12 protein-coding genes are annotated in these 14,043 nt (G+C 44.2%); 5 read left to right on the top strand and 7 right to left on the bottom strand.

Annotated features, from left to right (window positions below):
- Positions 1-57: 57 nt before the first annotated feature.
- Both OSCI_RS14080 and OSCI_RS14075 read left to right on the top strand, forming a co-directional pair.
- Positions 58-1,737, top strand: a complete 1,680-nt coding sequence (locus OSCI_RS14080; RefSeq protein WP_007355659.1) for a methyltransferase domain-containing protein — start codon at positions 58-60, stop codon at positions 1,735-1,737.
- A 1-nt stretch (position 1,738) separates the two neighbouring features.
- A complete protein-coding gene (locus OSCI_RS14075) occupies positions 1,739-2,608 on the top strand; it encodes a hypothetical protein (protein ID WP_007355658.1) in 870 nt (289 codons plus the stop codon).
- Between the two features lie 142 nt (positions 2,609-2,750).
- Here OSCI_RS14075 and OSCI_RS14070 read toward each other — a convergent pair whose 3' ends face one another.
- The 6 genes from OSCI_RS14070 to OSCI_RS14045 all read right to left on the bottom strand — a co-directional run bounded on the left by OSCI_RS14070 (position 2,751) and on the right by OSCI_RS14045 (position 10,709).
- Positions 2,751-4,691, bottom strand: coding sequence for a calcium-binding protein (locus OSCI_RS14070; protein WP_007355657.1), 1,941 nt, complete (start codon positions 4,689-4,691; stop codon positions 2,751-2,753).
- Positions 4,692-5,343: 652 nt separating this feature from the next.
- Positions 5,344-6,477, bottom strand: coding sequence for a cob(I)yrinic acid a,c-diamide adenosyltransferase (locus tag OSCI_RS14065; RefSeq protein ID WP_007355656.1), 1,134 nt, complete (start codon positions 6,475-6,477; stop codon positions 5,344-5,346).
- A 241-nt stretch (positions 6,478-6,718) separates the two neighbouring features.
- Positions 6,719-7,174, bottom strand: coding sequence for a hypothetical protein (locus OSCI_RS14060; RefSeq protein ID WP_007355655.1), 456 nt, complete (start codon positions 7,172-7,174; stop codon positions 6,719-6,721).
- Between the two features lie 38 nt (positions 7,175-7,212).
- A complete protein-coding gene (locus OSCI_RS14055) occupies positions 7,213-7,422 on the bottom strand; it encodes a hypothetical protein (RefSeq protein ID WP_007355654.1) in 210 nt (69 codons plus the stop codon).
- Between the two features lie 33 nt (positions 7,423-7,455).
- Positions 7,456-9,417, bottom strand: coding sequence for a tetratricopeptide repeat protein (locus tag OSCI_RS14050; RefSeq protein WP_007355653.1), 1,962 nt, complete (start codon positions 9,415-9,417; stop codon positions 7,456-7,458).
- A gap of 2 nt (positions 9,418-9,419) precedes the next feature.
- Positions 9,420-10,709 carry an ATP-binding protein gene (locus OSCI_RS14045; RefSeq protein WP_007355652.1) on the bottom strand — a complete coding sequence of 430 codons (1,290 nt, stop codon included), beginning with the start codon at positions 10,707-10,709 and terminating at the stop codon, positions 9,420-9,422.
- Positions 10,710-10,810: 101 nt separating this feature from the next.
- Here OSCI_RS14045 and OSCI_RS14040 point away from each other — a divergent pair, with 101 nt between their 5' ends.
- On the top strand, positions 10,811-12,079 hold the full coding sequence (locus OSCI_RS14040; RefSeq protein WP_007355651.1) for a pentapeptide repeat-containing protein: 1,269 nt from the start codon (positions 10,811-10,813) through the stop codon (positions 12,077-12,079).
- 291 nt (positions 12,080-12,370) lie between these two features.
- The gene (locus OSCI_RS14035) at positions 12,371-13,321 is read left to right on the top strand and encodes a glycosyltransferase family 2 protein (RefSeq protein WP_007355650.1); all 951 of its coding nucleotides are present in this window, start codon (positions 12,371-12,373) and stop codon (positions 13,319-13,321) included.
- Between the two features lie 53 nt (positions 13,322-13,374).
- On the opposite strand, the gene OSCI_RS30740 is transcribed toward OSCI_RS14035, so the two are convergent.
- A complete protein-coding gene (locus OSCI_RS30740; protein ID WP_019487003.1) occupies positions 13,375-13,530 on the bottom strand; it encodes a hypothetical protein in 156 nt (51 codons plus the stop codon).
- Here OSCI_RS30740 and OSCI_RS14030 point away from each other — a divergent pair.
- The coding region (locus OSCI_RS14030; RefSeq protein ID WP_039962317.1) for a glutathione S-transferase family protein at positions 13,506-14,043 on the top strand (538 nt) is incomplete at its 3' end. The genes OSCI_RS30740 and OSCI_RS14030 overlap by 25 nt on opposite strands.

Here is a 14,043-nt window from a genome sequence, read left to right as displayed (position 1 = left end):
GTAAAGAAACAGTCCAGAGGGCGGCGTTACGTAAAGCTTTAGTAATCAGGAAATATTTTGGAACTGCTCGATCGCGTGAACCCCGATATCTTTAAACTGCTGCCACCGGATGCTAAAATCATCCTAGAGGTTGGCTGCGGTACAGGAACTTTAGGCGAACAGTACAAACGGATTAACCCCCATAGTTTATATATTGGCATTGAACGCGATCCCCAGAAAGCGAAAATAGCTTCAGAGCGGCTGGATCGTGTCATAATTGGGGATGTAGAACAGCTAGATATTCAAAGTTTTGATATTGCTGAGGAAACAGTCGATTGTTTAGTTTACAATCATCTACTATCATATTTAACAAACCCTTGGGAACTGCTTCGCCAGCATAGCACTTTACTAAATCCAGACGGGCAAATTTTAGCTAGTATTCCCAATGTCCAACACTGGATAAAAATTGTCAATCTCCTGCGAGGACAGTGGGAAAATCTAGAGGGGAAGATACACCACTGGTTTACCATAGAAACTATTAAAGCACTTTTCACCCAGGCAAATTTACAAGTTTATGAGCTGCAAGTGCGGGGACAAAAAACTGAGAGTTTTGTCCAGTTTCAGCAATTACTTACACCGATAGTTCAAGCTTTAGGCTTGGAAGCAGCAGACTTTGCCACCCAGACTGGTGCAGAATATTATATCGTGCGAGGGGGTAAGTCACAGACCTCTCCCCGGCGAGTGTTGATTCAGACGGCGATTATGGCTCCAACGGGATGCGATCGCGTTAGAGTATTAGAACCTGACAGATTTAGTGCCACAATTCCCGGAGTTCGTACTGCTTCTACAGTAAAATCCGCAGAATTAATTTTACCTCTGCCTGGAGAAGAGAAAGTATTTATTTGGCAGCGGACAATCATGTACTATCCAGCCTATATTCCCATCCTCAAACAACTGCTGCAAAATGATTATTTAATAGTGGCTGAAATTGATGATAATCCCATCAGGCGGAAAGAATATGCAGATAATCAATACCTGAGTTATCGAGGTTGTCACTGCATTCAAACTACTACAGAACCCCTAGCAGAATTTTTAAGGAAACTCAATCCCAATGTTGCCGTCTTTAGCAATCAATTGGCATATTTGCCCGCTGAGCGCACCTATCCAGACGATAATTCTATCACCATCTTTTTCGGGGCGCTTAACCGAGAAAAAGATTGGCAACCGATAATCTCGGCGCTAAATCGGGTGTTAGTCGCCCACAAGCACCGGATTCGAGTTAAAGTAATCCACGATCGCCATTTTTTTGATGCCTTGAAAATAGACAGTAAAGAATTTGAGCCATTTTGCAGCTATGAGCGCTATCTAGAAATTATGCACTCTGGCGATATTGCTTTGCTCCCACTCCTTGCCAACCCAGTTAACGAAATGAAATCTGACCTCAAATTTGTTGAATGTGCGGGGAATGGAGTAGCAGTGCTAGCAAGTCCCACTGTTTACGAAAAATCTATCATCAAAGGCGAAACTGGCTTAATTTATCGTTCAGTCGCCGATTTTGAGGCCCAACTCAATTCACTGATTACTGACACCCAGATGCGGCGGCAAATAGCCGCTAATGCCTACAAATGGGTGCGGGAAAACCGCTTGCTATCCCAGCATTATCATCAGCGGCGAGACTGGTACTTGCAAATGCGTGACGAAATGCCGCGCTTGAATGCAGAATTGCAGAGTCGCTTGCCAGAATTATTTACTAACTAAGATGCGAATTCTCTTCACGATTGCCCACTTTTTCAACCCTCACGGCGAAGGAAGACACGCTTCCCAGCGAAATGACCCCCACCCACGCCTAAACGCTTTAACGGCCTGTTTGACAGCTTTGCAGGGACTCTACGGTAAGTCTCAGTCCATGATTCATATTGGTCAATGTGCCACAGTTCCAGTCAATGAATCCCAGACCCACGATATCGATATAGTTGTTTGTACGACTCAAGATTATCACCTAATTTCTCAACTCTCTCTTCCCCCGAAATTGTTCCTGCATAATGCTACCAACGTGGAACCGCTGATGTTGGGATTTGAGTGTCAGGCAGTGATGCGTGCTTGCCTTGATAAATACGACTATTATTGTTATTTAGAAGACGATCTAATTCTACACGATCCTTGGCTATTTGTCAAATTAAACTGGTTTACTCACCACGCGGGTAATGGGAATTTACTTCAGCCTAATCGCTATGAAATATCTCCTCAAGGGTTAGTTCGCAAAGCCTATATTGATGGCGATTTAATCCCACAAGCGACAGCAAAATTTCAAAATGTGCAAGAGCAACCGCAATTTGCTGGTTATGTCATGGAACAGCAGCTTATGTTCCACCGCGCTCTTAACCCTCATTCTGGATGCTATTTTTTGAATGCGGAGCAGATGGCTTATTGGACAAAGCAACCCTATTTTTTAGACGGTGACACGAGTTTTATTGGGCCATTGGAAAGTGCGGCAACTTTGGGGATTATGCGAAGCTTTAGAATTTACAAACCGGCTCGTTCTAATGCGAACTTTCTAGAAATTCAGCATTTCGGTGCTAATTTTCTCAATTTGATTGGTAATAAAGTTAGTTATTCGCAGCCAGCATAAAGGGGAAGCGAAGCAATCCTAAAACCTTGCTATCGTTTAACTTTGCTCGCAATGACATATAAAAAAGCTAGGGATCTCAATCCCTAGCTTGCTGGATACAGCAGAGTTGAATTAAACTCGCTGTACAACCTAAACTATTCAACTAGAACAGAATGATGTCAGACTCGCTGATTCTTGGTCGGTTGTTAAAGTTTGCGAGTGGAACCAAACCGCCAGCACTAACGCCGTTGGTGTCGAAGTACAGATTTCCGCTCAGGTTTTCATAAACGAGGAATTGTGCTGGTGCATTTGCCTCTGCCTGTGTACCCGTAGCCAAGACATCCTCAAGCACGAGGAACTCCCGATCTAGAGGTCTTCTGTTCGCGACCCCTGAAATTGGGAAGCCAAAGCCAGCCCCACCAGGTAAGCCCGTCGAAGATAGAGCGATCCTGTCTTGACCGACCACGAAATCGACAATACCATCGACTTGCGCTGTGAGTGTTCCGCCCTCAAATGGATTGAAGTAAACGAATACATCGTTACCAGAGCCGCCAGTGAGGGTATCAGCACCAGGCCCGCCGATTAGGGTATCGTTGCCGTTACCTCCAATCAAGTTGTCATTGCCAAAGTCACCGTATAGAGAGTCGTCGCCATCGCCGCCATCTAAAGTATCGGTACTTAAGTCTCCTTGAGGGCCACCAATCAGGATGTCATTGCCCGCACCAGTAGTTATGGAATCACGACCATTACCACCAGTAATCAGGTTATTGCCTAAGAAATCGCTGATAACGGTGGGCGTTGTGATGTTGCCAAAGCTGACATTTGTAGCGTAGCTAATAGTGTCATTACCCGCAAAGCTACCAATCAAGCTGTCGCCTGTGGAGGCAAACACTATGAAGTCATTGCCTTCACCGCCGTTGAAGAAGTTAGTCGCACTGCGGTTGCCAATTAAGCGGTCGTTGCCCAGGCCACCATCCAGAGTAATCGGCCCGAAATTAGCTGCAAGGGAGGCATCGATGGTGTCGTCACCGTCTGCACCGCTGGCTTGAGTGAAAACTCCACTCAAGCTATCGCTACCCTCACCGCCAATCATCGTATCAGTTGAAAAGGCAGCTCTGATCGTGTCGTTGCCGCGACCGCCATCTAATAAGCTATTGCCGGCGTAGCCTGGGGTAGAAATGTTAGCTCCTTGGCTGGAGATCCCAGTGGCCGTGCTGGAGGTGATGAAGTCGTTGCCATCACCTCCCAATACAGTGTCTTGGAAAGCGAAACTGACGATCGTGTCATTGCCGTCTCCACCATCGTAGAAGTTCTTGCCGGCTCGAAAATCGCCAATACCGCCATAGAGAGAATCGTCGCCGGCACCGCCGATCAAACTGATTCTTTCGAGACCGATAGTCACAGGGCTGGTGGAGAAAAAATTGGTCTCCAGAGAGTTAAAAACTCTCAGGGTGTCATTATCATCATCCCCTGACGCATAGCTGTTGCTGCCGACAACTCGCAGGGTGTCGTTACCCTTGCCGCCGTACAGGGTATCTCTTTGATTGATACCTGCAATTAAGTCATCGCCCAAATCACCGCGCAAGAAGTTATTGCCTTCATTGCCCACGAAGCCAGCAACACCGCCACTTAGAGTTAAGCCGAGGTTATTGCTGCCATCACCAACACCAGTAAAGAAACCGATGGAGTCATTGCCTTTGCCACCGTAGAGGGAATCTCTCCTCTGTGCGCCGCCAAGCATGATATCTGCGCCCTGATTACCAAACATGAGGTTGGCTTCGGCGGTACCTTGGATGAAGTCGTCGGCATCACCACCATACAATGTGGCGCGGGCTTCAGCGATGATCGTGTCATTGCCTCCATCGCCATAGATATAGGCGGGGGTGCGCTGAGTCCGCAGGGAGTCTTCGTCGTCGCCGCCGTACAGAGTATCGTTAGGGCCAAGGGCTATTAGGGTGTCGTTGTCCCCTTGACCAAAGATTAAACTTCCGCCCAGGGTAGCGGTTCTAATAAAATCAGCACCAGCACCTGCGAATATAGTGTCCGGCCCTAGTCCGGGTAGGTTTAAATCTAGCTGATTAGGATTGTCATCTAGCGTTGTCATACACTTTCACTCCTCTACTTGTTGGTAATCGCGCTACTGCGACTACAGACTCTGCCTAGAAAACCAAATATTTGGATTCCGCTGTAGTTTAACCTTTTTGCCAGTCGCAAGTCTAGCCCACTTTGAGTAAGCGTGTCTAGACTTTCTCTTGAGCCAACTTTTTGCTGGCTGGCTATTGCTGTGAAAGTCTTCACCCTACAATAATCCTCTTTAGATTTGGGAAGATATTTATAGTGGGTTAGACGGGATTGGCAAACTCCAAGTTCCGCAAGCGTTTTAGGTCTTTTGGCTTGGTTCCAGGCACAGCGGTGCCTAGAGGCTAAGGTTTTGAAAGTTAGCAGATGGGTTTGGCTTAGATTGCGGTTTAGCCTAAAGCAGGTCGCGGCTGTTGCTGTTGGCACAGGTAGGCTCGACTTTAGGACTTACGCATAAATAACACATTTTCTAAATCGTTCAGTCGATTTTAAGATATTTCGGCGAAAAAACCTATGAAGTTTATTCTTTAGGGTTATTCTGTAGCCAGTTTGCCAGTCGGTCAGTTCCCCAGTCTGTCAGGGGTTATAGCTAGGGGCTAGGGGCTAGGGGCTACGATGCTCAGGGCTAGGGAAAGAGGGGAAGAGAATCAAATGTTCATTTTCTGTCTGACTATATTTTAAAAGTCTACGCCGCGCTTTAATTCTACTCCGCGATCGCCATAATGTTTGTGACAGAAAACTTCGGAGTGGACGCTGGCTAGGTCAAAATAAGCGTGGGGTTTGTAGCAGCGCCCGGTGATAATGATTTCTGTATCGCGGGGTTTTCGGAGTAGGGCTTCGACTATGGGTTCTACGGGTAAGAGTTCGAGGTCAACGGTGGGGTTGAGTTCGTCGAGGATGATAGTTTTATATAAGCCAGATGCGATCGCAGCTCTAGCTATTTCCCAACCGCGCTCGGCTTCTACATAGTCTAGCTCTTGTTGCTGTCCGCGCCAAACGATCGCATCTCGGCCGCAACGTTGATGATCTACTAAATAAGGATATATCTGTCGCAAGGCTGCGATCGCGGCATCTTCTGTATAGCCTGTCCCCCCTTTGAGCCACTGCATAATTAATACACGATGGGATTGATCTTGGCTAATGCCTCTACCGATGGCCTGTAAAGCTTTACCGAGGGCGCTAGTAGATTTGCCTTTACCAGCGCCGGTGTAAATCTCGATCCCTGTAATGCCGCTAGCTGCGGCGGCGGGGTGATGGTGGGCCTTCATTTCTGAGTGCAAGTCGGCGATATCTAGCAGTGCTTGGGGGGCGGCCCTACCTGTGGCGATAATTTCTAAGTGTTCGGATTTGTGTTTGAGGGTATTAACTATTTCTTCGATGGGCAGTAAACCGAGGTCTAAGACGGGGTTAATTTCGTCGAGAACTACAACTGAGTATAAATCTGATGCGATCGCGCCTTTTGCCACGTCCCACCCCCGCTGAGCCTCTAATCTATCAAAGCGGGTAATTTCTTTGGAGCCGAAATATTCTGCTCTGCCAGTACGCACTTGGTCTATTAAATGGGGAAAGCCCCGTTGTAAAGCTTCTATTGCCCCATCTTCATCATAGGAGCGCCCCGGCCCTTTCAGAAACCGCAGCAGTAAAACTCTTGTGGGGGAGTCAGAATTGATGCCCAAGCCAATAGAGCGCAAAACTACGCCCAAGGCGGCCTGAGATTTGCCTTTACTAGCGCCGTCGTAAACATGAATTTGACCGACTATGCGCTCTGAACGCGCTTGAGCCGTGCGAATCCCTATGCCATTCCTTACCATAGTCAGCAGTTATTTTAGTCTTTCTTTATGGAGGTATATTATCATGTTTTTGCTCTTGGCTTTTGTTAGTTCTTGCTCTTGGCTTTTCTTAGTAAATTATTGAATTAATTTATTTATATTTGTTGGCGGTTGAAACCGCGTCTACACAGACGAAACCCGCCTACGCGGGTTGAAATTTCTATCAGTCCGCGTAGGCGGACTTTGCTTGTGTAGCCGCGATTTTAATCGCCCAATTTTAAGATTATACCATCAAATATGTTTGCTCTTCATTCATCGGCAATACCCGCAGCCTTTGATTTTTTAAATCGGGTTCTAAACCTAATATTTCTAAGGGAGTGACACCTAACAAAACCGCATTCACTCCTTCCGGCAGTTCTAAACAATCAAATCTGCCTTCTCTCCCTTCTACAAAAAGTTCGACATCAGCAAAGATTCGACCTTTTTTGATGCCAGCAGATGTTTCTACATCCCTTTCTCCTACTTGAATTAAACCTAGCTGACTGATAATATGAGCGGGTAAGGAGAGTAATGTTGCGCCCGTATCAACTAGGACTCGATCGAGTGTCATAGTGCGGATTTCATCATGGGAAATGAAGCCGCGATCGGCTAGGACTCGATCGATGCGATTGGTGACAGTTATTATGGTGAGAACTTGACCCATTTGTTTGTCTTTTAAGTTCGGCAGTACAAGTGTCATTTTATTTCACCTCTTTAAATTGGTGTGATTTTTCTATTTTACTTCATTGTTTCTCCATCTTCAAGAGTATAAACATCAGGCTCATCGTGCAGAAATTGAAATGCTCCTCCGCTTTGGGCTAACTGGGTTATTTCCGAAGTTGAAGGATAGGGAATGTTACTAAATAATTTAGCTTTTATTAGCAATTTCTCCTCTTCTGAGAGTGTTTCGATGATTTGTACTAGGGATTCAATGAGTTTTGTGTTCATAGCTTAAAATCTGTGGAGATGTTTTATTTTACTTCAATGTCGATTCAGTTTAGGGTGGATTAGCCGCCATATTGTCAAGGCTACAAATGCAACTATAACAAACGGAACCAAAGGAAAGGCCATCAACCCCGCAACAAAGCACAAGGCAATTTGCCATTTACCTCGTTGTGCAAATTTAATCGCTGATTTTATCCACTTGGGGAAAGGGTAATCATCTAGAGATGTAGCAATTTCCATTAATATCTGAACTGCTTGGGAAGCGGCTGCAAATGCTTCTTTAATTTTGCCAGTCTGATAATACGATGCAGCTAGACATTGAAGGATATTGGCTTCACCTTTGCGATCGCATTTTTCCCGTAAAATTACTAGCGCTTGTTGATAGTAATTAATCGCTTGCGGGTATTCCTTTAAAAATCGGTGACAATTGCCAATATTGCACAGATCGGCATATTTAATTTCGCAATCGCGTATTTCCTGTGCAAGTTCCAGAGATTGCTGATGGAACTGTATCGCTTGCTGGTATTTTTCGAGCGAGTTGTGAGCATTACCTAAATTATTGAGGGAAATAGCTTCACTTCTGCGATCGCCAATTTGCCGTGCAATTTCCAGAGATTGCTGATGGAACTTTATCGCTTGCTGGTATTCTCCGAGGGAGTCATAAACATTGCCTAAATTGCCAAGGGAATTAGCTTCACCTTGAAGATCGCCGATTTCCTGTGAAATTTCCAGAGATTGCTGATGGAACTGTATCGCTTGCTGGTATTGTCTGAGGGATTGGTAAACAATGCCTAAATTAGTGAGGGAACTAGCTTCACCTTGGCAATTGCCGATTTCCCGTTCAATTTCCAGAGATTGCTGATGGAACTGTATTGCTTGCTGGTATTCTCCGAGGGAACTGTAAGCATTGCCTAAACCATTGAGGGAACTAGCGTCACCTCGGCGATCGCCGATTTCCTGTGAAATTTCCAGAGATTGCTGATAGAAATGTATCGCTTGCTGGTATTTTCTGAGGGAACTGTAAGCATTGCCTAAACCTCTATAGGAAGTAGCTTCACCTTGCCGATCGCGTATTTCCTGTGAAATTGCCAACGCTTCCCGATGTAGTTCAATTGCTTCTTTAAACCTCCCTTCAACTTGAAAAATCAATCCCACTCGATTCAAACTACCCACTAAATCAAACTTTAATCCAAACTCTTTTTGCAGTTCAATAGCTTGATACAAATACGCGATCGCCAATTCTCTCTCTTTTCGATAATCTTCCGATTCTCCTCGATCCAATCTAGCTTCATACACCTGCGCTATCCGACTATACAAACCTGCCAACTTAGGATCTTTATCACCATTTCTACTCCGGGTTTGTTCAATTAATCCTTGCAAATCTTCTAGGGATAATAAAAAGTCATTTTGATTAAAATTAGATAAACTAGAATCTTTCGATACATCTTCACCTATTACCGCTATAGATCCTGTCACTGCAACTAGACTAACTTTGATAGCTTCAAACCGAAAAACTCCTTTCCGCCAACTCCAAAAATCCGGTGCTCTTCTGTTAATTTTGCCAAAAATATCATTAGTAATCCACAAGACAATAGGAAAAGGAAAAGCCCGCAATCCTTCCCGCGTCCACTGGAGATAACCAAAAAATTTATCTTGTTCCGATCGCTCAGAATTTCTACTCAAAAAGGATAAATCTTCAGCACCAACAACCGTTAAAACTGACCTACCTCGCTGTTGCAAATACTCATCTATCTCTACCTGGTTAGCAATGGCACTTCTCAAACTAGGTTCCCCTCTGGCAAGTCTCAATCGATAGGGGCGAATATTCCATTTTTCCAGTTCCCCTTCGTAACGCCTAATCAGGCTTTCTCGAAAGTTGATATCATCGCAAACAGCAACCAGTACCGATAAAATTCCCTGACTCGCCTTGATCGATACTAATAACTGGCGATAGCTTTTTTCGTTGTCAATTTTATCTTCTAAAAAATCTTCTGGCATAATCAAATTAATCCCCGACGCTTCAAGAGGTCGCAGACGATGGGGTGGATATCATACCATAAATCATCATTTCTATATTCTAACACATATAAGCCGTGTAGCAAGTCTAAAAAGTTTGTATTGTTTGAGTCGTCAGGTTCATAGTTTTTGTAAGTGGCAGTTAATATCTCAAACTCAACTTTGCCTAAACCGGCGGTAAATTCGAGACGCAACTCAGTTAACGAACGGTTGAGGATTTCCTGATTAATTTTGATATCTTGGCGAGACGGTTTTTCCTCAATTAACAACAAACATTCTTCACAACATTTATTCGCGATGCGGATCATCTCTCGCAACACGCCGCCACTTTTAAAAACGATCTGTTGCGCTATTTCCGGTTCTATCAATCTAGAAGAAAGGCGCTTTTGCAAAATATCCAAGAACAGAAGATTAGTTTGCTCAAGAGCTATAGGGTTAAGTTGCCTATTTTCTCCTTTGGCAAAGAGTTTAGAAACAGGCATGATTTGAATTTTGTTGTCTGTCTCTGTACTGATTGTTGACCGCAAATTGATGTTTCTAACTACTGCAATCGGAATCGTAAAAATCACCCGAAATTGTGGCGAAAGTAACGCCTTAATATTGTCTCTATAAATATTTCCTATTAAAGCTAAATCCAACTTGTCTAAATCATCAATAATCACAAGTATGTCTTTATTAACTGAGTTCTCAATCGCAACGGCGATTTCATTGATTCGCCCGATAAGATCGGCAAAGTTTTTTCCTAATTCTTCCTTAATCTCGGTTCTAGTTACTGCATCTGCTTGCAATTTACCTTTAATGATACCTAACAAGTCAAAGCCGGCACTTGATTCAGCTTTAATCTCATCGAGTTTAGTTTTGGTACGAGTGGCAAACCATTCATAAAATTTATCTTTAATAGATTTGTTAATATTAATTTTTTGCGTTTCTGCTTTCTCCATCAACTGAACTGCAATCGCAAATAAAATGTTAATATGGTTGACATCAGACATTTCAATCATATCTGATATCGAAAAGAAAACTACAAAATACTTTTCTTCCTGCTGTCGGCTAAATTCTGCTAAAAGTGTAGTTTTCCCTGAACCCCGATGTCCCGCAAAAATAATCTTGTTACTATGAGGAGTGCAGGATTTCACCAATTGTTTAAGTCTAGCCGTCACATCCTCACGATAGGGAACCTGAAATTTCTCTAAATCCTCTGGCGTAATCAGCGGCTGAAACTGTAAATTTTGATATGCTTCCTCAAAGTCCGCAACTAAATTATTCTCAGGCATAAAGTTGCACTCCATTTTGTTAATATATCTAGATAATTGTACTATGAAGTTATCCTGAGTTGGGTACAATCAAGTTTACTGACCTGCTACAGCTTTGACGCATGACCCCAGAGCCCAACTCTTCCCCACCTAATCCGATTGCAGAAAGTCCCAACGGTAACGCCGCCAATGTCCCCTCAGAAGAAGGGGTGCTCGTGGCTTCCAAACCAAACAAACCGATAACTCCCAAGCCGACACCTCCTGAACTCAAACCACCGCAACAAACCCCTGCTGAATTGTCCGCCTCAGCCTTCACACTAGGCGCGATCGCGGCCATGATTATCGGATTGGCCAACGATAACGTCTGGATCGGGTTACTCGGTGCGATCGCGGCGATCGCCATGTCTCTGCGCGTCATTTGGCCGAGTTGGGGCCACATCTGGACGCAAGTCATCCCCCCCACCTGGCGCACTCTGATCGTTGCTTGCTTTGGGATTTTAGCGGGAATCGTGGGCTTATTGATGCTGAGTAGTACCAATAACGAACCGGACGGCCCTAACATCCAGATTAACTGGGATGCGATCGGCGCATTGGGCGAATTGATCGGCGCATTAGGGCAAATTCTGATCGCAATTCTGGGCGTTTACGTCGCTTGGCGACAATATGTGATCTCAAAAGACTTGACAATTCAACAAAATAGAATTACTCAGCAGCAAACCATAGACGCTTATTTTCAAGGCGTTTCCGACTTAGCTTTAGACGAACAGGGATTCTTGGAAGACTGGCCCCAAGAAAGAGCGATCGCAGAAGGTCGCACCGCTGCCATTATGAGCAGTGTAGACGCAGAAGGCAAAGCCAAAATTATGCGCTTTCTATCCCAAGCTAAATTAGTTACCCCAATTAAGCGCGATCGCCATTTAGGTCGTCCCATCCTTGACGGAGACGGCGGTTACGCTGAAGATCGCGAATACGGCGTGCGCGTCATCGAAATCGGCGTGATGTTAGCAGGAGCCGATCTCGCTAACATGGATTTACGCTGGACAGACTTAAGCGAAGCCAACCTCGTCAGAGCCAATCTCAGCGGCAGCGACCTCGTGAAAGCTAACCTTTCCCGTACAATTTTATACGACGCGAACCTCGCCAGAGCCGATCTCAAAGGCGCATCCCTATTTTACGGCTCAGTAGAAACCGCTTCACCTCGCAGTCGCACCGATATCCCCGATTACAATACAGGCAAAAACACGGGCGCAGTCATTGAAAATGCTGATTTCACAGGTGTTAAGCGGTTATCTGACGACCAAAGATACTATTGTTGTTCTTGGTGTGGTGAACAATCTAGAAAAACCATTCCCGGTGGCTGCGAAGGTATTCCTAATAAATTAGGAAGATGAATTTATAACTGTTAACTGTTAACTGTTAACTGTTAACTGGTAACTGGTAATTGGTAACTGGTAATTGGTAATATCATGTCCACTTAAATACTTGTCATTGCGAGCAAAGCGAAGCAATCGCAAGGTCAGGACTTACACACGGGGGAGCGAAAACCTTTTTCTGTGTCAATATCTCTCGGATAAATCCCCGATTTTTTGGAGAAAATGGTTTTTTTACAAGTCCTAAAGGTGTTGAGATTGCTTCGCTTCGCTCGCAATGACAGATCGTAAGTAATTTGCCGGAGATGAACCATGTTCCCTAAATATTCCTTTGTAATTCCTATTTATAACGAGGAGGAAAGCCTCGCTGAATTGTATCGGCGAATCAGTACAGTCATGGAGCGAATGGATGGGCCAGTTGAGTTAATTTTAATCAATGATGGTAGCCACGATCGTTCCTTACCAATAATCCGCGAACTTCATCAAAAAGACTCGCGAATTTGTTATCTAAGTTTCGCTCGTAATTTCGGCCACCAGATAGCTGTTACGGCTGGCGTAAATTTTGCACGCGGTCAAGTTGTCGTAATTCTTGATGGTGATTTACAAGACCCGCCAGAGTTAATTTTAGATATGGTAGAACAGTGGCGACTCGGTTATCAAGTGGTTTACGCTCAAAGGACTCAACGTCGCCAAGAAAGCTGGTTAAAACGAATGCCTGCTTATCTATATTATCGCATTTTGCGGCATCTAGCAGATGTGGATATTCCTATCGATACGGGGGATTTTTGTTTGATGGATCGGTGTGTGGTTGATGTCCTAAATAAAATGCCTGAACGTAATCGTTATATTCGGGGATTACGAGCTTGGATTGGTTTTCGACAAACGGCAGTTAAATTCGATCGCGATCCTCGTTTTGCTGGCGATGTTAAGTATACTTTTACGAAATCTCTAGGATTAGCTTTGAATGGTTTGGTATCTTTTTCTAAGGTTCCTCTCCGATTATCTACTTATGTGGGTTTATTTGCTGCCGTTGTTTCTATTATTATGGCGCTTTTGGTTTTATATTGGCGAGTTTTTTACCCGCATTCTGTATTAACTGGTTTAGCAACTATTTTAATGGCTATTTTCTTTTTGGGTGCGGTACAGTTGGTCAGTATTGGCATTTTAGGCGAATATATAGGACGCATTTATGAGGAGGTGAAAGGTAGACCGCTTTACACTCTGGCAGAAGTGGCTGGTTTTGACAATATTCATCATTCGTGATATCGTAGTATAGTAATTTGTGATAATGACATAAAAAATATTTGTTTGAGAACTTAGGTGATGCCGCCCTTTGGGTAGTGACATACCGCCCAGAGGGTGATATTACGAATATCTATGCTAGTTGCTTTATAAATTCTTCTTCCTTCTTCCTTCTTCCTTCCTTCTTCCTTCTTCCTTCTTCTATATGCTACGATTGTACGAGTTTTCATCTTCTGGCAATTGCTACAAAATTCGCCTACTTTTGACACAGTTGGGAATTGCTTTTGAACGCATTGAGGTTGATATTCTCAAAGGGGAAAGTCGCACTCCAGAATTTTTACTAAAAAATCCTAATGGTCGCATTCCTGTTTTAGAAATTGAACCTGGTAAATTTCTGGCGGAGTCGAATGCGATTATGTTTTACTTGGGTGAAGAAACTGATTTTTTCCCGACTGATAAGTTTCAACGCGCAGAAGTGATGAAATGGTTATTTTTTGAACAATACAGTCACGAACCTTTTATTGCTACTTCTAGATTTTGGATTTCGATTTTAAATAAAGCTGATGAATATCGAGAGGCGCTTAATCAAAAACGCGCACCTGGTTATGCGGCGTTAGGTGTGATGGAAAGGCATTTGGAAAAGCATCAGTTTTTTGTAGGCGATCGCTACACTATTGCTGACATCGGTTTGTTTGCCTATACTCACGTTGCTGACGAAGGCGGATTTGATCTAGCAGGATTTC

Origin of the sequence: Kamptonema sp. PCC 6506 (assembly GCF_000180455.1) — a bacterium.
In the GTDB taxonomy this organism is placed as follows: domain Bacteria; phylum Cyanobacteriota; class Cyanobacteriia; order Cyanobacteriales; family Microcoleaceae; genus Kamptonema; species Kamptonema formosum.
This window is presented reverse-complemented; position numbering and strand designations above follow the sequence as displayed.